The following is a 16,125-nucleotide window of genomic DNA, read 5'->3' as shown; positions in this document are numbered from 1 at the left end:
CAGCGGCCCGATCGGTGCCGCTGTTTTTTTTGAGTCCATCCCGCTTGGGATCAATCCAGGGTGCGGGTAACCTCTTCGCGCTCGAAGATCTCGATCACGTCGCCTTGGCGGATATCGTCGTAGTTTTCGAACGCCATACCACATTCCTGACCCGACTGGACCTCGGCCACTTCGTCTTTGAAGCGCTTCAGCGTCTTCAGCGTGCCTTCGTGAATCACCACGTTGTCGCGCAGCAGGCGAACGCCTGCCGAACGGCGGGCAACACCTTCGGTCACCAGACACCCGGCAACCTTGCCGACACCGGTAACCTTGAAGACTTCGCGGATCTCGGCATAGCCGATGAACTTTTCGCGGATCTCGGCGCTCAGCAGGCCGGATGCGGCCGCTTTCACGTCGTCCACGAGGTCATAGATCACCGAGTAATAGCGGATCTCGACACCCTTTTGGTTCGCCGTGTTCCGCGCCGATGCGTTGGCACGGACGTTGAAGCCAAAGACCGGCGCGCCGGAAGCCTCCGCCAGACCGACATCCGTTTCGGTGATCGCGCCCACACCCGAGTGCAGAACGCGCACGCGCACTTCTTCGTTGCCGATCTTTTCCATCGCCTGAACGATGGCTTCGGCAGAACCCTGCACGTCGGCTTTGACGAGGATCGGCAGCTCGGCCACGTTCTCGTCTTCCTTGGCCTTCTGCATCAGCTGCTCGAGGGTGGTCGCGGCACCGGCAGCGGCGCGTTTGTCCTTGGCGGCCTGTTCGCGATAAGCGGCGATTTCACGGGCCTGCGCTTCGGTCTCGGTCACGTTCAGAACGTCACCGGCCTCGGGCGTACCGTTCAGGCCCAGAACCTCAACCGGAACGGAAGGCCCGGCTTCCTTGACGCGTTCACCCTTGTCGTTGATCAGCGCGCGGACCTTACCGTACTGCTCACCCACAACGAAGATGTCGCCCTGACGCAATGTGCCGTTCTGAACCAGAACCGTGGCGACCGGGCCACGACCCACGTCCAGCTGCGCCTCGATCACGGCCCCCTGGGCGGCGCGGTTCGGGTTTGCTTTCAGTTCCAGAATCTCGGCCTGAAGCGCGATGGCTTCCAGCAATTCGTCCAGACCCTGACCCGTGATTGCGGACACTTCGACATCCTGGACGTCACCGGACATTTTCTCAACGATCACTTCATGTTGCAGCAGATCGGTGCGCACCTTGTCCGGGTTTGCATCCGGCTTGTCGACCTTGTTGATCGCCACGATCATCGGCACTTCGGCCGCTTTTGCGTGGTTGATCGCTTCGATCGTCTGCGGCATCACCGCGTCGTCAGCCGCGACGACCAGAACCACGATATCCGTAACCTGAGCGCCGCGCGAGCGCATCGACGTAAACGCCGCGTGGCCCGGAGTGTCGAGGAAGGTCAGCGTGGTGCCGCCATCGGTTTTCACCTGATACGCGCCGATATGTTGGGTGATGCCACCGGCCTCACCCGCCACAACGCGCGCGTCGCGGATTGCGTCCAGCAGCGAGGTCTTGCCGTGGTCAACGTGACCCATGATGGTGATGACCGGCGGACGCGGTTGCAGATCGTCTTCGCTGTCTTCGACCTCTTTGATGACGTCTTCAACATCCGAATCGGATACGCGAGTGACCTTGTGGCCAAATTCTTCGATGATCAGTTCCGCGGTGTCTGCGTCGATGGTCTGGTTCTGCGTGACCATCATGCCCATCTGCATCAGCGATTTGACCACGTCAGCCACACGCTCGGCCATACGGTTGGCCAGTTCCGAGACCATGATCGCCTCGGGCAGCTGTACGTCGCGGATCACCTTTTCCCGTTCAACGGCACCGCCCATGGCTTTCTGACGCGCACGCTCCTGCTTGCGCTTCATCGCGGCCATCGAGCGCTGACGGTTGCCTTCGCCACCGGTCGCCTGACCCAGAGTCAGCTTGCCCGAACGGCGGTTGTCGTCACGACCCTTGCCACGGCCACGCTGCTCACGTTCGCGGTCCTGTTTGCGCGGCGTGGCTGCCGGCGCAGGTTTGCTGGCCGGGGCGCGAGCCGCTTTGGGCTCTTCCGGTGCGGGCGCGGCAGCGGCGCGTTTGGCAGCTTCTTCCGCCTCTTTGCGCTTGCGTTCTTCTTCCTCAGCCTTCTGACGCGCACGCTCTTCGGCTTCGCGCTGTTCGCGTTCTTTGGCTTCCTGTTCCGCACGGCGGCGTGCGCGCTCTTCTTCGCGCGCCTTTTCAGCAGCCTCGCGCGCTGCGGCCTCTTCGGCTTCGCGGGCCTTGGCCGCTTGTAACGCCTTCATGCGGCGCGCCATTTCCGCATCGGAAATGCCCGCAGGACGACGCGACGGATCACCCGAAGGTGCAGCACCGCCACCCGGCTTTGCTGCGCCCGGCTTGGGAACCACCACGCGTTTGCGTTTGGTTTCCACCACGACATTCTTGGTACGTCCGTGGCTGAAACTCTGTTTCACATTTCCGGGGCGTGCCCCGCCACGAAGACCCAATGTCTTTTTGCCGTCATTATCGCTCATAAAGCTACTTACCCTTCCGCGCGGCCCCTGCCGCCGTCATCCGTTTCGCGCAAGCCACGCAGGCGCTGCGCTTCCTCTACAACACGTTTGGCGAGTCCGCCAGAGGCCAAGGCCGCATGAATCACCGTTTGGCGCCCAAATGCCTGTCCTAATTCGTCTGCCGTCAGCCAACCTATGTATTTCCCGAAGTGCGGCGTGCTCAGTTTGGACTTGCCGCGCCCCGATCCATCAGCGGCCTGAATCAGCACCTGCGCCTCTTCCCGGTCCAGCCACGTCTTGACCTTTTCATACCCGGCGACCGCGTCGCCGGATTTGCGCGCCAGGCTGAGCAGCTCGACAACGCGGCGCGCGATCTGCTGTTCAACCTTTTCCGCCAGGTCCTTGGGCACAGACACCTGCGCCTTGAACCCCCGCGCAAACAGTTTCTTGCCAACGGCCTTGTCCAGGGCGGCACGATCCGCCGCCACATAGACCCCCCGCCCCGGCAATTTCGCCGCGACATCCGGAAAAACCTGACCGTCCGGCCCCGTCACAAAGCGGATCAGCCCGAATTTGGGCTGCACCTCGCCTGTGGCGATGCACTTGCGCTCGGGTCCGTCGGACCGATCCTTATGGGCGCCACCGCGACTCATACACGCCACCCGAAGCCCGAGATCAGGCCTCGACCTCCTCGTCTGCTGCGTCGCCGTCGACGTCTTCTTCCGCCTGTTCCAGCTCGGCCGGATCAACCCAACCCAGCAGGATACGCGCCGTCATGACCATATCTTGCGCCTCTTCCAGCGTTACGCCGAAAGGCTCCAATACACCGTCATCCTTGACACGCTCACCATCGACGGTCGTCCAGCCACCGGCCAGTTCCCAGTCGGCGCAAGTTGCAAAGTCTTCCAGAGTCTTCACGTCGTCCCTGGCCAGCGCTTCTACCATCTGGGGTGTCAGGCCTTCGAATTCAATGAGACTGTCCTCGGCCCCCAATTCACGCGCCGCATCCAGTGCCGCCTTGGCCTGTGCTTCCAGGAATTCGCGGGCGCGGGTTTGCAGTTCCTGCGCGGTACCTTCGTCAACGCCGTCGATGACCAGCAGTTCCTCGATCTCGACATAGGCAACCTCTTCGAGGTTGGTGAAGCCTTCCGAGACCAGCAGCTGAGCAAAGAATTCATCCAGATCCAGGCTGTCCATGAACAGTTTGGTACGGGCTTCGAATTCCTTCTGACGGCGGGCCGATTCTTCGGCTTCGGTCATGATGTCGATGTCCAGACCGGTCAGCTGGCTGGCCAGACGCACGTTCTGACCGCGGCGACCGATGGCCAGCGACAATTGTTCTTCGGGCACGACGACCTCGATCTTGCCGGCTTCTTCGTCCAGAACCACCTTGGAAACCTCGGCAGGCTGCAACGCGTTCACCAGGAAGGTCGGCTGATCTTCGTTCCACGGGATAATGTCGATCTTTTCACCCTGAAGCTCGTTCACAACGGCCTGAACACGGCTGCCACGCATACCAACGCAGGCCCCGACAGGATCGATCGAGCCGTCATACGAGATCACAGCGATCTTGGCGCGCGAACCGGGGTCACGGGCCACGGCCTTGACCTCGATGATGCCGTCATAGATTTCCGGTACTTCCATCTTGAACAGCTCAGCCATGAATTCCGGCGCGGTGCGCGACAGGAAAATCTGGTGGCCACGCACTTCGCGGCGAACCTCTTTGATATAGGCGCGCACCCGGTCATTCGGGCGATAGCTTTCGCGGCCGATCTTGTCGTTGCGGCGCAGAACCGCCTCGGCACCGCCCAGATCGACGATGACATTGCCAAACTCTTCGCGCTTGACCGCACCGTTGATGATGGTGCCCGCGCGATCCTTGAATTCTTCGTACTGACGGTCGCGCTCGGCTTCGCGCACTTTTTGCAGGATGACCTGCTTGGCGGACTGAGCCGCAATCCGACCCATTTCAACCGGCGGAACTTCTTCGACGAAGACGTCGCCAACCTCGGGCGATTCCATGTACTGCTTGGCCTGCTCGACGGTCATTTCGGCCTGATAGTTTTCAAGCTCGTCATCTTCGACCACCGTGCGAACACGGGTGAAAGTCGCCTTGCCGGTCTTGCGGTCGATGCTGACGCGGATGTCCATCTCGGCGCCGTAGCGGCTCTTGGCGGCACGGGCGAGCGATTCCTCCATCGCTTCGACGACCAGGCCGGGGTCGATCATCTTTTCGCGGGCCACGGCCTCGGCGGTCTGCAACAGCTCCAGCTGGTTTGCTGAGGTGATTGCCATCAGTTCGTCTCCTCTTCGGACCCTTCGGTCTCAATCTCGTCGAAAGCGTTTTCGTTCAGGGCGCCGGCATCCTTGCGCTGGCGCAGCATTTCCTTGATCAGGTCATCGGTCAGGACCAGCTTGGCATCGCTCAGCCAGTCGAATTGCAGACCGATGGTGATGGTTTCATCCCCCTCCGGGATGTTGATCAGAACCTCGTCCCCTTCGATCCCGGCCAATTCGCCCTTGAAGCGACGGCGGCCGTCAATCAGTTCGGCGGTCTCGATCTTGGCCTCATACCCTTCGAAGGTCTCGAAATCCTTCAGACGGGTCAGAGGGCGGTCGATACCGGGGCTCGAGACCTCGAGCGTATAGGCATCAAGGATCGGATCCTCGACATCCAGCGTGGCGCTGACCGCGTTGGAAATTTCGGCGCAGTCATCCACTTCAATACCGCCATCGGGCTTGTCGGCCATGATCTGAAGCGTGGTCTGCTTGCCGCTCATCAGGCGGATGCGGACCAGCTCATACCCCAGATCCTCGATCACGGGCGTGATGATCTCGGCCAGTCGCCGGTCAATGGCAGCTTTTGCTATCAGGTCGTTTGTCATCTGGTACTCTACCCTGTCAGTCGGGCACAAAAAAACGGGCGCGCGGCCCGTCGAATTTTCCGGTGGAGCCCCGGACCAGAAGTCCAACGCGCCGCTGTTGCAAATGCATATACGCAGGATGGCCCGAGTCTGCAACCCCCCGAGGGATTCGCATTCGGATTTACACCATCCACCACCGTTCGGCGATGCGGCCATCGTCCAGCGCACCGTTCCCGGCAACCTGTCGCGGCATCCCGACAGCATCCGATACGGCAAGGGCCATGTCGGCCTCGGACGGGTGGAACCGGACACCGCGCGTGCCTCGCATTCCGGCCCGATCCGGAAGCGCCGCGATATCGACATACCCGTCCCGCAGCGCCTCGGCCCGCACGGCGGGGTCCGGGATTACAATGACCTCGACCGCGTCAGCCCATCCGGCCTGACCATCTTTGTAATGCCCCTCGACACAGCGGCCCAGAAAATGGCGGCCATCTTCTGCCCGTTCGACACGATAGCAGCCGGTGCCGTTGGCCTTGCGCAACGGGGATATGGTTTCACCGGCGCGCGCAACAACAAAGCGGCTGTCGGCCAGCAGGAAAGGCAATCCGGGATTTGCCTCGGCAAGTTCAAGCCGCAGGCGGTTGGGGGCAAGGGCCTCGGGCCTTCCGATTTCGGCCAGAACGGCCAGGACATCGGCAATCTGCAACGGTTCGCCATCGTGAAAGACCGCATCATCACGCAGATCAAAGCTCCAGACCCGTGCGTCGGCGTCGGTTTGCCAGCCGGTCGCAAGTTCACCGCGCAACGTACCATCCGGGGCGATTTCGGTCATTGTGTCGAAAACGGCCCCACGCGCTACTTGCTCGAGGCTGTCATCGCGCGGAACAGCCAGACGCAATGTCCCGCCTTTCTTGGGGGTACCGGCAAGGGATGCTCCTGTCGCCGCCAGCAATGCGGCAGCGGCACCAGAGGCAAAGAGAGCACGGCGATCGATGCGGGTCATGCAACACCCTCCGCCACACGGTCCATGATTCGCACCAGTTCCGCACTGATGCCCGGCTCGGACAGGGCGTGCCCCGCCTGACGAACCATTTTCAGTTCGGCATTCGGCCAGCGTTCCGCCAGCGACCACGCGGCCTGCGGCGGGCAGATCATATCATAGCGCCCCTGCACGATATGGCCCGGGATATGCGCGATCCGGTCCATCTGATCCAGAATCTGCCCGTCCGTTTCCAAAAACGCCTTGTTGGTAAAATAGTGATTCTCGAGCCGCGCAAAGGTGCGCGCGTATTCGCCGGGGCTTTCGCCAACCGATCCGTTGGTGTGGATCGACGCCAGCGCGTTTTCCCAATGCGACCAGGCCCGCGCATACAGGATCTCTGTCGCGCGGTCGCCCGAAAACAGACGTTTGTTATAGGCGGCAATGGTGTCGTTCAGTTCAACCTCGGGCAGCAGTGAAGTGAATTTCTGCCATTGCTCGGGCCAGAACCGCCCGGCGCCACCGCCGTAAAACCAGTCAAGCTCGGCCTGAGTCGCAAGGAACACCCCGCGCAACACCAGTCGACTGACGCGATCGGGATGGGTCTGGGCATAGATCAACGCCAGAGTCGCCCCCCAGCTTCCGCCAAAAGCGATCCATTCTTCGATCTCGAAGAGTTTGCGTAGCCGCTCTATGTCGGCCACCAGATGCCACGTGGTGTTGTCTTCGACCGAAGCGGTGGGGCGCGACCGGCCACATCCGCGCTGGTCAAACAGAATCACCCTGTAGGCCTGTGGATCGAAGTATCGCCTCATGGCCGGGCTGCACCCCCCACCCGGCCCTCCGTGCAGGATCACGACGGGTATGCCGTCAGGATTACCGCATTGTTCCACATAAATACGGTGCCCATCGCCCATATCGACCATCCGCTGGTCGAAAGGGTCGATCGGCGGGTACAGATATTGAACTGCGCGCTTTTGGTCCGGGTACTTGTCCATTATGGCCCTATATAGTCCTTAAGCGTAAAAGAGCACACGGAGACAGGAATGCAAGCGCATCCGAACACGGTGGACCCGTCCGAGATCGCAAAATTCGAGGCCATGGCCGCCGAATGGTGGGACCCGCACGGGAAATTCAAGCCATTGCACATGCTTAACCCGTGCCGGCTGGACTATATAACGCAGCAGATCGCCGGAGAATTCGATCGCGACCTAAAGTCGCCTGTGCCGTTCGAAGGTCTGCGCCTGCTGGATATCGGCTGCGGCGGTGGGCTGCTGAGCGAACCGATGGCGCGTCTTGGGGCCGACGTTGTGGGCGCCGACGCCGCGGAACGCAATCTGCCCGTGGCGCGCATTCACGCTGAACAATCCGGGCTAAAGATCGACTATCGCCATACCACGGCCGAGGACATGGCCGCTGCCGGTGAGCAATTCGATGTTGTGCTGAACATGGAAGTGGTCGAACACGTGGCTGATCCCCTGTCCTATCTGACCGCCACGCGTCAGTTGCTCAAACCCGGCGGGTTGGAGATTTGTTCAACCATCAACCGCAACCCTAAGTCTTACGCCATGGCGATTTTCGGGGCCGAGGTCGTCATGCGTTGGCTGCCGCGCGGCACGCATGAATGGAACAAGTTCATCACGCCGGACGAGCTGTTCGACCTGCTGCGTCAGGCCGGGCTGGACCCGGTGGACCGCAAAGGTTTCGTGTTCAACCCGATCACCTGGAGCTGGTCCATCTCGGACCGGGATCTGAGCGTGAATTATGTGACGGCAAGCGTGAAGCCGGGGTGAGGTAGACTTTTTGAATCGATTTTTAAGTTACGCGCCGTGGCGCGCGGTATTTTTGGTGCGGCAATTTCCGCTGCTACCTTGTTCGATAACACGCTAGCCACAGCAGAAGAGAATGCGGGCGTGTTCGTGTACGAACATGAAGGAGTTCCGCTTTTTGGCTACATTAGCGATCCTAAAGTTTCTGAGGCGACTCAGGAAATAGCAGATCGTTACTTGGGTTCGAACTCGAACAACTATGATCTGGTAAGGGCGTTGTATTTTTTCGTCTTTATTGACCCCGAGATAGTTTCGGATGGCAAGTTTGTGAAACCAGTCGAATTAGAATTGACGGAGGAGACGACAGAACCATTTTCCAAACACGAACTCTCTGACGAAGGATGCAATGTAGGGAGAATATTCTCTACGAATGAAGAAGAAAAAGGAGAGTATTTGGTATGGCTTGTTCATGGTGGGCAAAATGAGGGCAAAGAAGGAATTGAATCTTGCCTTCTTTTCGCGGCGGCGGCTTCGGCCGGAATTTGGTTGGGTGATTTTCCAGCTTTGGATCCCCGTGATTTACGGCAGCTTCTGGATAGAATGCTCTTAGAATGAAGTGGCCGTTTAGTCCGCGGTACATTGCATGAGCATCAAATCTGCCAGCGCCCGACCACACCAGTCCTGGATCCACCTTGGGACAACGGTTCGCTGATCCCTACTCCCCCTCCAACTGCATGCGCAAGTCCCGAAGCACTGGCAGGGCGCTGCGGACCCGCTCCGGCCCCAGCTCTCCGACCACGCGGTTGATCAGTGGGGCAATCGAGGAAATCGCCTGATCGCGCGCCCGGCGGCCTGCGGGGCTGATCGCCACCATCTTGCGGCGGGCGTCGTCCCAGTCGGGGCGGATGTGGATGTACCCGGCCCATTCGAGCTTGGCCAAAGTATTGGTCATCGCGCCACGGGTCACGTGGAACGTGTTGGCCAGTTGCGCCGGGCTACGCTCGTCCCCGACGAAAACCAGATGATTCAGCACCGAAAAATGCGAAATTTCCATACCCTTGGGCAGCACCCGGCTGAGCCGGTTGCGCAACAACTGATCCGCGGTCAGGATCTCGCTGAACAGCGTGACCGCAAGGGCGTTGGTGTCTTCCGTCATTGTTCAATTCTGTCAGGGTCCAGTGAAAGACCGGGTGTGTGTCAACGACGGCACGCGGCGGCGTGCCTCTGTCACAGAACTATCATCCAAATCGAAAATGTGAATGCCCGGATCGGTACCTGCGTCGATCAGCACCTTTCCCCAAGGGTCGACGACCATGCTGTGCCCATGGGTAAAACGCGTCTTTCCGCGCTTTGATGGGTGTTCCCCCGTTTGCGCGGGGGCCAAGACCCAACAGCCTGTCTCGATCGCCCGGGCCCGCAAGAGCGATTCCCAATGCGCGGCGCCCGTAACAGGTGAAAACGCTGCCGGAACGGTCAGGATTCGCGCGCCTGCCTGCGCCAAAGCCGCATGCAGGTACGGAAACCGGATGTCATAACAGATGGTCAAACCCACCTTGCCAAAATCGGTTTCGGCTATGACCGCCTTTTCGCCGGGGCGGTAGTTCTTTGATTCGCGAAACGTCTCGGTCTCGGTGACCTGCACGTCGAACATATGGATCTTGTCGTAGCGCGCCACGATCTGACCTTGCGGATTGATCATGAAAGACCGGTTGGCAAACCGCCCGTCAGCGTCATGAGTCTTGATTCCCAGTGACCCGATCAACACCCACACGCCCAGTCGGGCGGCCTGATCCCGCAGGCCGGCCAAGGTGATGTCGTCTTCTTCGTGCTGAAGAACCTCGTTTTGCCGCGTCGTACTGTTTGACACGCAATTCGTGACCTCTGGCGTCAGGATAAACCGCGCGCCATGCCCTGCCGCGTCGGCCGCCATGGCGCGCACCATGTCCAGGTTTTCGACCGGATCATCCGACGAGGTGATTTGCAGCAGCGCGGTCTTCATCAGGCCGCAAGCAGACGGTCAAGCTTGCCTTGCCGCTCCAGCTCGTAAAGGTCGTCGCAGCCGCCCACATGCTGTGTCCCGATGAAAATCTGAGGCACGGTGCGTTTGCCGCCTGCACGCTGGATCATCTCGGGCTTGCGTTTGGGGTGCATCAGAATGTCAACTTCCTTGAACTCAACGCCTTTCTGCTTCAGCAGACGTTTGGCCGCGTGGCAAAAACCACAGAGCGGCGAGGTATAGATTTCTACGGGCTTCATGTTCCGGTCCCTTTGGGTTTCGTGCGATCTTGGGCGAATTAGGCATCCTTGGCAACGCGCGCCAGTGCCAACACGAAAATATGATTTGCCCCTGCGGCCTGACACGTACGAGTGCACGCCGCCAACGTCGCGCCGGATGTCATCACGTCATCCACCAGCAGGACATCGCGCCCCTTCAAATGCAGCGCCCGACTTGGGTGGATGTCAATTGCGCCTGCCAAGGCGTCGCCCCTTTCCCGCGCGGTCTTTCCGTCCAGCACCGGGGTCCGCCGTTTGCGCACCAGCAGATCCGGCACGCAGTCCAACCCGGTTTCTCGCCCCAGGTTACGCGCCAGCAGCGCAGACTGATTGTATCGCCGTTTCAGCAGGCGTGACCAATGCAACGGCACCGGAGCAATCACCATTCCGGGACGCAGCAGATCGCGCCCAGCCTGCGCCATCCAACGGGCAGCGGGGCGGGCCAGTTCGGTCCGGTCACCATGCTTCAAGGCCAGAACAAGTGACCGCGCCTTCCCATCATACATCAGCGCAGCGCGGCCCGCGTTCCAGGGCGGAGGGGTTTTCAGACAATCGTCGCATTCGGTCCGGAACCTGTCTGCGCTTCCGATCACGGGCACCCCACAGCTTTCGCAAACCGTGCCACCGATGAACGGTGTATCCCGCCAACACGCCCCACACAGGCCGAAATCGGATTCCGTCAGCTCTCCGCAGCTCATGCAACGCGGCGGATAGATCAATGCAAGGGCAGTTTGAATCCGCTGCGCAATGCGATACTTGCGACCTATGAAACTGCCCGAGCCCACCGCACCCTCTCTTTTCGACCGTAACGCCATTCTGCATCATCGCGCCCGCGCGAAGGACGACGCCCTGTTCTTGCACCGCGCCGCCATTGATGAGGTTCAGGATCGGCTCTCCATGGTTAACAGAACCTTTACGGCACCTGCGGTTGTGACCCCTTTCCCACAGCTTTGGGCAGGCGTTTTTCCGGATGCCGCCATTGTCGCGGATGACGATGTGCTGTCACTTCAACTCGGTGCGCATGATCTGGTGATTCATGCGATGGCGCTGCACTGCGCCAATGACCCGGTCGGACAGTTGATCCAATGCAAAAGGGCTTTGAAACCGGATGGGTTGCTTCTTGTTGTATGCCTTGGGGGTGAGACCCTTCACGAATTGCGCGCCGCGCTGGGTCAGGCCGAAATCGAAGTCACGGGCGGGCTCAGCCCCCGCATCGCCCCCACGGCCGAACTGCGCGATCTGGGTGGGTTGCTGCAACGGGCCGGTCTGGCATTGCCAGTGGCCGATGCCGTACCGCTGACGGCAGAATACCGCGATATCTGGCACCTGATGCATGATCTGAGGGACATGGGTGAGACCAACGCTCTGGCTGCCCGGTTGAAATGCCCGACCCGGCGCAGAGTGTTCGAAGCCGCACAGCGCGTCTATTCGGATCACTTTTCGACGGGAACAGGCCGTCTTACCGCAACCTTCGAACTGATTTGCCTGACCGGTTGGTCCCCCGATGACAGCCAACCAAAGCCGCTGCGCCCGGGGTCAGCCCAAATGCGCCTGGCAGATGCCCTGCGCACGAAAGAGGGCAAACTGCCGGATTGACGCGCAACCAAATCCCTTTATCTCAGGTCGGAACATGAAAACTCAGGAATGCTCAAATGTTTGATGCCACCCGTCCCGCTCATGCCCCTGCCGACCATCCCAAGGTCAAGATGGGCCGTGTTGGCATTTTGCTGGCCAATCTGGGCACACCGGACAATTACACCTATTGGCCGATGCGTCGCTATCTCAACGAGTTTCTGTCGGATCAGCGGGTCATCGACTATCCGAAATGGAAATGGCAACCGATTCTTCAGGGGATCATCCTCAGCAAACGGCCATTCAGTTCGGGTGAAGCCTACAAATCGATCTGGAATCACGAGAAGGGCGAAAGCCCGCTGATGACGATCACCAAGGACCAGACTGCCAAGCTGCGCGACGCGATGCAGGATCGGTATGGGGATCAGGTGATGGTCGATTTCTGCATGCGCTACGGCAACCCATCAACAAAATCCAAAGTACGCGAGATGGTTGCCGCGGGCTGTGACCGTATTCTGTTCTTCCCGCTTTACCCACAATACGCGGGCGCAACCACGGCCACCGCCAATGACCAATTCTTTCGTGCACTGATGGATGAGGCCTGGCAGCCCGCCTCGCGAACCGTACCGGCCTATTTCGACCAACCCGCCTATATCGACGCCCTGGCGCAATCCGTTGAACGTGCTTATGCAGCGGCGGAGACAAAACCCGATATTTTGGTCTGCTCGTATCACGGGATGCCGGAACGGTATCTGCAACAGGGTGACCCCTATCATTGCCAGTGCGCCAAGACGACACGGCTGCTGAAGGAACGGCTGGGATGGTCAGACGATCAACTGGCTTCAACGTTCCAGTCGCGATTCGGCCCCGAGGAATGGCTGAAACCCTATACAGTGGATCATGTGGCGGATTTGGCCAAACAGGGCAAAAAGAACATAGCGGTCATCGCGCCGGCATTCTCGGCCGACTGCATCGAAACGCTGGAAGAGATCAACGAAGAGATCAAGGAAAGCTTTGAAGAAGCGGGCGGCGAAACCTTCACCTATATTCCATGTCTCAATGACGATGCGGCGCACATTGCTGCATTGGGCACAGTGATCGAAGAAAACTTGCGCGGCTGGCTGGACTGACCTGCACAGCCTTGGAAAAACAAAAAAGGCGGTGGATTGCTCCACCGCCTTTTTCATGAATTCCGTGTCGGATTAGCTTGCAGCAACAGCAGCAGCAACAACGACCAGCAGGATCAGCGGCAGCAGGATGCCCTGCGACGAACCCTGAGTTTCTTCTACAACAACAGGTGCTTCAACAACCGGCTCTTCCAGGTTACCAGCATAAGCGGTCGAAGCAGCAGCAGTCAGTGCAGCAGCGAGAACGAGTTTCTTCATATTAACCTCCAGAATTTGCGCAGTTCCAATGCCCGGAACCACACATCTAAGACTTACCTCGTGGTTTTTTCTAATCAGCATTGACGCTGGAATGCAATTGCAACTTGACCGCTAAGCGGGTTCCCACACGAAAATGTCGTCAAATTAGCAACACTTGCGTGCCGACCTTCGCCATCGAGAACAGCTCGGCAATGTCTTCGTTGAACAGACCGATACAGCCATTCGACGACCGGCGTCCGATTTTTCGCGTATCGTGCGTTCCGTGAATGCGATAGTACTTCCAACTCAGGTATAAAGCATGTGTTCCCAGCGGGTTATCCGGCCCCGGAGGGATATAGTCAGGCCATTCCGGGTTTCGCTTTTTCATGGACGGTGTCGGAGACCAGCTGGGCCCTTCAACCTTTCTGATTACACTGGTACGCCCCCGGCGGGTCAGTTCCTCGGTCAGGGGAACCGATGAAGGGTAGAGTTTGTATATACTTTGATCATCTGACCAATAGTGCAGCGCGCGCGACACGGTATCGACCAGAATGGCACCATTTCTGGTGTTCGAAAAGTACGGCTGCCAATCCAGCGCCCGGAAACCCGATACGTTGCGGCGCACCGAAGGCTCGGGTTCGGGTGCAGGACGCAGCGGATCACCGGGGATGTACTGCGCCAGTGCGGGGGTTGCCAGCGTCGCGGTGGCCCCAGCCAGAAAACCCCTGCGTGTGGACGTTTGAATGCGCTTTTTGACCATGACAACGGGTCCTGTGTTCAAGTGAGGTCTGAAATCCGTGACATTCTATTGCCAGAATGCTTCAGTCGCAAATCAAACCGGCAGAATCACGCAAGTTTAGGCTATTGCGCGTTTGCTCAGAGCTGTCAGGCGCGCTATGCCCTGTAATGACACAATAACCAGGTCGATCATGACGCGTATCGTTTCTTTACTCTTGATTTGCTTTGTCGCGCTGGCGGCATGTACAGACACCGGCACCACGACCATCGGTGCAGACGGTCGCCCGCTGCCCACGGTCTACAAAATTCGCGGCAACCCGGAAAAGTTGCAGTTCCGTATGGTTGATTCGGTCAATGCCCTGCGTCAGGCCCAAGGATTGCAGCCTGTCCAGCTGAACTCGCAGCTGAACGCAGCAGCGGCGACCCATTCCAAGGACATGGCCAGACAGAACCGGCCCTGGCACTTCGGGTCCGACGGCTCCTCTCCGATCGATCGGGCTGCACGGGTCGGATATTTCGGCACGTTCCTCGGTGAAGCAATTTCCGAGACCTACGAAACCGAAACCGAAACCCTTGCCGCTTGGATGCAGGAACCCGGACCGCGCGCCGTGATCATGGACCCCAAGGCCACGCAGATGGGGTTCGCCTGGCATCAAGAAAAAGGCGGGAAAATCTGGTGGACGCTGGAAATGGGAACCGGCGGCTGACCCCGATCACCGTACACACAAAAAAGCCCCCGAAATCCGGGGGCTTTTTTTCTGATTACGCTGCTTGCATAGACTGCGCTTCGGTCAGGATCGCATAAAGCTTGACCGGATCGGGGTTCGCCCGAAGCTTGGTGCACACCGAGGTGTCCCTCAGCGTGCGTGACACAAGGGCCAGCGCCTTGAGGTGATCGACGCCGGCCTCTTCCGGTGCAAACAGTGCAAACGCAATGTCCACGGGTTGACGGTCAACCGATCCAAAGTCGATGGGCTTTTCCAGCATGACGAATACGCCCGAAACCGAATCAAGCTCGGGCAACCGCGCGTGCGGAAGCGCAACGCCATGCCCCACGCCGGTCGGGCCCAGGCTTTCCCGTTCGAGCAGACAGTCGACGACGGCCTGAGAATCGAGGCCCAGATTGGCGGCTGCGACATCGCCGATTTCCTGAAACAACCGCTTCTTGCTGGAAGCGGCGGATAGTACACGTACTGCTTCGGGCTTCAGTATGCTCGAAAGCTCCATGATCATGCTCCATAGGCACGGCACCCGCGTCGGCGGGTGCGGCCCCGTATCCTTGCCTGTTAAGGATCAATCCAGCCGATGTTACCGTCTTCGCGACGATACACGACGTTCAATCCATCCTTGTTCTCATTTCTGAACACCAGCACCGGGGCACCGGCAAGTTCCATTTGCATCACGGCTTCACCTACGCTCAAAGATGGGATTTTTGTTTCCATCTCAGCCACAATCATGGGCTGCAGCGATTCGGGTTCATCGGCCGCGTCCGATTCGTCAGAAGCGAGGATATAAGAGGACGCTCCAAAGAGTTCAACCGGCTCGGACCGATCCTTGTGGTGGTCCTTCAAACGACGCTTATAGCGCCGCAGTTGTGTTTCCATTTTGTCGCAGCATGCCTCGAACGCAGCATAAATTTCGGTTGCATGCGCCTTGGCCTGAGCGGTCAACCCGGTGGACAGGTGCACTGTTGTTTCGCATACATATTCATGCGCTGAACGGGAAAAGACGACGTTGGCATCGGTAGGCCGCTGGGCATATTTACCCACAACCTCGCCCAATTCGGTCTGCACGTGAGTCTGAAGCGCCGCACCGATGTCGATCTGTTTTCCGCTGATTTGGTAACGCATGTGATCTCCTTCACAATTCACACCCATTCTGACGTCACGTTACGCGACGAACTTGTTTTTATCGGGTGGGGGGTCGAGACACTTTCCGCGGTTGTCTTAACTCCAGCCCTTCAACGAAGGGACAACGATCTCCAGACTGGAACCGGGTAAATGCCATGGGACAATTGAGGCAAGAGACGACGGAAGAGTCAATCAAAACAGGTGTGTATAT

Annotated in this window: 19 protein-coding genes; 5 read left to right on the top strand and 14 right to left on the bottom strand. The window is 59.2% G+C overall.

Annotated features, from left to right (window positions below; genetic code table 11):
• Positions 1–50 precede the first annotated feature (50 nt).
• The 6 genes from infB to pip all read right to left on the bottom strand — a co-directional run bounded on the left by infB (position 51) and on the right by pip (position 7,345).
• Positions 51–2,525, bottom strand: coding sequence for a translation initiation factor IF-2 (gene infB / locus GOW60_RS17620; RefSeq protein WP_171230294.1), 2,475 nt, complete (start codon positions 2,523–2,525; stop codon positions 51–53).
• An 8-nt stretch (positions 2,526–2,533) separates the two neighbouring features.
• Positions 2,534–3,157 carry an RNA-binding protein gene (locus GOW60_RS17615; protein WP_171171767.1) on the bottom strand — a complete coding sequence of 208 codons (624 nt, stop codon included), beginning with the start codon at positions 3,155–3,157 and terminating at the stop codon, positions 2,534–2,536.
• 22 nt (positions 3,158–3,179) lie between these two features.
• The gene (nusA, locus tag GOW60_RS17610; protein ID WP_171230293.1) at positions 3,180–4,799 is read right to left on the bottom strand and encodes a transcription termination factor NusA; all 1,620 of its coding nucleotides are present in this window, start codon (positions 4,797–4,799) and stop codon (positions 3,180–3,182) included.
• Positions 4,799–5,389: a ribosome maturation factor RimP gene (gene rimP / locus GOW60_RS17605; RefSeq protein WP_152459779.1), complete on the bottom strand. Its 591-nt coding sequence runs from the start codon at positions 5,387–5,389 to the stop codon at positions 4,799–4,801. The genes nusA and rimP overlap by 1 nt, the downstream gene beginning before the upstream one ends.
• Before the next feature lie 160 nt (positions 5,390–5,549).
• Positions 5,550–6,371, bottom strand: a complete 822-nt coding sequence (locus tag GOW60_RS17600; RefSeq protein ID WP_171230292.1) for an ABC transporter substrate-binding protein — start codon at positions 6,369–6,371, stop codon at positions 5,550–5,552.
• A complete protein-coding gene (pip, locus tag GOW60_RS17595; RefSeq protein ID WP_171230291.1) occupies positions 6,368–7,345 on the bottom strand; it encodes a prolyl aminopeptidase in 978 nt (325 codons plus the stop codon). Before pip ends, GOW60_RS17600 begins: the two co-directional genes overlap by 4 nt.
• 48 nt (positions 7,346–7,393) lie before the next feature.
• Here pip and ubiG point away from each other — a divergent pair, with 48 nt between their 5' ends.
• Both ubiG and GOW60_RS17585 read left to right on the top strand, forming a co-directional pair.
• Positions 7,394–8,140, top strand: coding sequence for a bifunctional 2-polyprenyl-6-hydroxyphenol methylase/3-demethylubiquinol 3-O-methyltransferase UbiG (gene ubiG, locus GOW60_RS17590; RefSeq protein ID WP_171230290.1), 747 nt, complete (start codon positions 7,394–7,396; stop codon positions 8,138–8,140).
• A 36-nt stretch (positions 8,141–8,176) separates the two neighbouring features.
• Positions 8,177–8,731 carry a hypothetical protein gene (locus GOW60_RS17585; protein ID WP_171230289.1) on the top strand — a complete coding sequence of 185 codons (555 nt, stop codon included), beginning with the start codon at positions 8,177–8,179 and terminating at the stop codon, positions 8,729–8,731.
• A gap of 100 nt (positions 8,732–8,831) precedes the next feature.
• On the opposite strand, the gene GOW60_RS17580 is transcribed toward GOW60_RS17585, so the two are convergent.
• From GOW60_RS17580 to GOW60_RS17565, 4 genes are read right to left on the bottom strand one after another with little or no spacing between them, the layout of a single operon-like run.
• Positions 8,832–9,272 (bottom strand): MarR family winged helix-turn-helix transcriptional regulator, encoded by a 441-nt coding sequence (locus GOW60_RS17580; protein ID WP_152459775.1) that lies wholly within the window; start codon positions 9,270–9,272, stop codon positions 8,832–8,834.
• A gap of 12 nt (positions 9,273–9,284) precedes the next feature.
• Positions 9,285–10,115 carry a carbon-nitrogen hydrolase family protein gene (locus GOW60_RS17575; protein ID WP_171230288.1) on the bottom strand — a complete coding sequence of 277 codons (831 nt, stop codon included), beginning with the start codon at positions 10,113–10,115 and terminating at the stop codon, positions 9,285–9,287.
• Entirely contained in the window at positions 10,115–10,372 is a 258-nt protein-coding gene (gene grxC, locus GOW60_RS17570; RefSeq protein WP_152459773.1) for a glutaredoxin 3, read from the bottom strand. Before grxC ends, GOW60_RS17575 begins: the two co-directional genes overlap by 1 nt.
• A 38-nt stretch (positions 10,373–10,410) precedes the next feature.
• Positions 10,411–11,175, bottom strand: coding sequence for a double zinc ribbon domain-containing protein (locus tag GOW60_RS17565; protein ID WP_371813379.1), 765 nt, complete (start codon positions 11,173–11,175; stop codon positions 10,411–10,413).
• Between GOW60_RS17565 and GOW60_RS17560 the strand changes: the two genes are divergently transcribed.
• Positions 11,156–11,986 (top strand): SAM-dependent methyltransferase, encoded by an 831-nt coding sequence (locus GOW60_RS17560; protein WP_171230286.1) that lies wholly within the window; start codon positions 11,156–11,158, stop codon positions 11,984–11,986. The genes GOW60_RS17565 and GOW60_RS17560 overlap by 20 nt on opposite strands.
• 56 nt (positions 11,987–12,042) lie before the next feature.
• On the top strand, positions 12,043–13,092 hold the full coding sequence (gene hemH, locus GOW60_RS17555) for a ferrochelatase (protein ID WP_171230285.1): 1,050 nt from the start codon (positions 12,043–12,045) through the stop codon (positions 13,090–13,092).
• 72 nt (positions 13,093–13,164) lie between these two features.
• Here hemH and GOW60_RS17550 read toward each other — a convergent pair whose 3' ends face one another.
• Both GOW60_RS17550 and GOW60_RS17545 read right to left on the bottom strand, forming a co-directional pair.
• Positions 13,165–13,347 (bottom strand): hypothetical protein, encoded by a 183-nt coding sequence (locus GOW60_RS17550; RefSeq protein ID WP_117870963.1) that lies wholly within the window; start codon positions 13,345–13,347, stop codon positions 13,165–13,167.
• Between the two features lie 139 nt (positions 13,348–13,486).
• Positions 13,487–14,086, bottom strand: coding sequence for a L,D-transpeptidase (locus tag GOW60_RS17545; RefSeq protein WP_152459769.1), 600 nt, complete (start codon positions 14,084–14,086; stop codon positions 13,487–13,489).
• Positions 14,087–14,255: 169 nt separating this feature from the next.
• Between GOW60_RS17545 and GOW60_RS17540 the strand changes: the two genes are divergently transcribed.
• Positions 14,256–14,771 carry a CAP domain-containing protein gene (locus tag GOW60_RS17540; RefSeq protein WP_152459768.1) on the top strand — a complete coding sequence of 172 codons (516 nt, stop codon included), beginning with the start codon at positions 14,256–14,258 and terminating at the stop codon, positions 14,769–14,771.
• Positions 14,772–14,826: 55 nt separating this feature from the next.
• Here the strand turns inward: GOW60_RS17540 and ptsN are convergent, their stop codons facing one another.
• Both ptsN and hpf read right to left on the bottom strand, forming a co-directional pair.
• Entirely contained in the window at positions 14,827–15,291 is a 465-nt protein-coding gene (ptsN, locus tag GOW60_RS17535) for a PTS IIA-like nitrogen regulatory protein PtsN (protein WP_117872900.1), read from the bottom strand.
• A gap of 59 nt (positions 15,292–15,350) precedes the next feature.
• Positions 15,351–15,914, bottom strand: a complete 564-nt coding sequence (hpf, locus tag GOW60_RS17530) for a ribosome hibernation-promoting factor, HPF/YfiA family (RefSeq protein WP_152459767.1) — start codon at positions 15,912–15,914, stop codon at positions 15,351–15,353.
• Between the last annotated feature and the right edge of the window lie 211 nt (positions 15,915–16,125).

Origin of the sequence: Ruegeria sp. HKCCA4008 (assembly GCF_013033125.1) — a bacterium.
Classification (GTDB): domain Bacteria; phylum Pseudomonadota; class Alphaproteobacteria; order Rhodobacterales; family Rhodobacteraceae; genus Ruegeria.
This window is presented reverse-complemented; position numbering and strand designations above follow the sequence as displayed.

Coding starts and splice junctions, on each gene's coding strand:
- GOW60_RS17580 (WP_152459775.1), bottom strand. CDS start 9,272: ATGACGGAAGACACCAACGCCCTTGCGGTCACGCTGTTCAGCGAGATC.
- pip (WP_171230291.1), bottom strand. CDS start 7,345: ATGGACAAGTACCCGGACCAAAAGCGCGCAGTTCAATATCTGTACCCG.
- GOW60_RS17600 (WP_171230292.1), bottom strand. CDS start 6,371: ATGACCCGCATCGATCGCCGTGCTCTCTTTGCCTCTGGTGCCGCTGCC.
- rimP (WP_152459779.1), bottom strand. CDS start 5,389: ATGACAAACGACCTGATAGCAAAAGCTGCCATTGACCGGCGACTGGCC.
- infB (WP_171230294.1), bottom strand. CDS start 2,525: ATGAGCGATAATGACGGCAAAAAGACATTGGGTCTTCGTGGCGGGGCA.
- ubiG (WP_171230290.1), top strand. CDS start 7,394: ATGCAAGCGCATCCGAACACGGTGGACCCGTCCGAGATCGCAAAATTC.
- hemH (WP_171230285.1), top strand. CDS start 12,043: ATGTTTGATGCCACCCGTCCCGCTCATGCCCCTGCCGACCATCCCAAG.
- GOW60_RS17575 (WP_171230288.1), bottom strand. CDS start 10,115: ATGAAGACCGCGCTGCTGCAAATCACCTCGTCGGATGATCCGGTCGAA.
- nusA (WP_171230293.1), bottom strand. CDS start 4,799: ATGGCAATCACCTCAGCAAACCAGCTGGAGCTGTTGCAGACCGCCGAG.
- GOW60_RS17545 (WP_152459769.1), bottom strand. CDS start 14,086: ATGGTCAAAAAGCGCATTCAAACGTCCACACGCAGGGGTTTTCTGGCT.
- hpf (WP_152459767.1), bottom strand. CDS start 15,914: ATGCGTTACCAAATCAGCGGAAAACAGATCGACATCGGTGCGGCGCTT.
- GOW60_RS17540 (WP_152459768.1), top strand. CDS start 14,256: ATGACGCGTATCGTTTCTTTACTCTTGATTTGCTTTGTCGCGCTGGCG.
- GOW60_RS17550 (WP_117870963.1), bottom strand. CDS start 13,347: ATGAAGAAACTCGTTCTCGCTGCTGCACTGACTGCTGCTGCTTCGACC.
- GOW60_RS17615 (WP_171171767.1), bottom strand. CDS start 3,157: ATGAGTCGCGGTGGCGCCCATAAGGATCGGTCCGACGGACCCGAGCGC.
- grxC (WP_152459773.1), bottom strand. CDS start 10,372: ATGAAGCCCGTAGAAATCTATACCTCGCCGCTCTGTGGTTTTTGCCAC.
- GOW60_RS17560 (WP_171230286.1), top strand. CDS start 11,156: ATGAAACTGCCCGAGCCCACCGCACCCTCTCTTTTCGACCGTAACGCC.
- ptsN (WP_117872900.1), bottom strand. CDS start 15,291: ATGGAGCTTTCGAGCATACTGAAGCCCGAAGCAGTACGTGTACTATCC.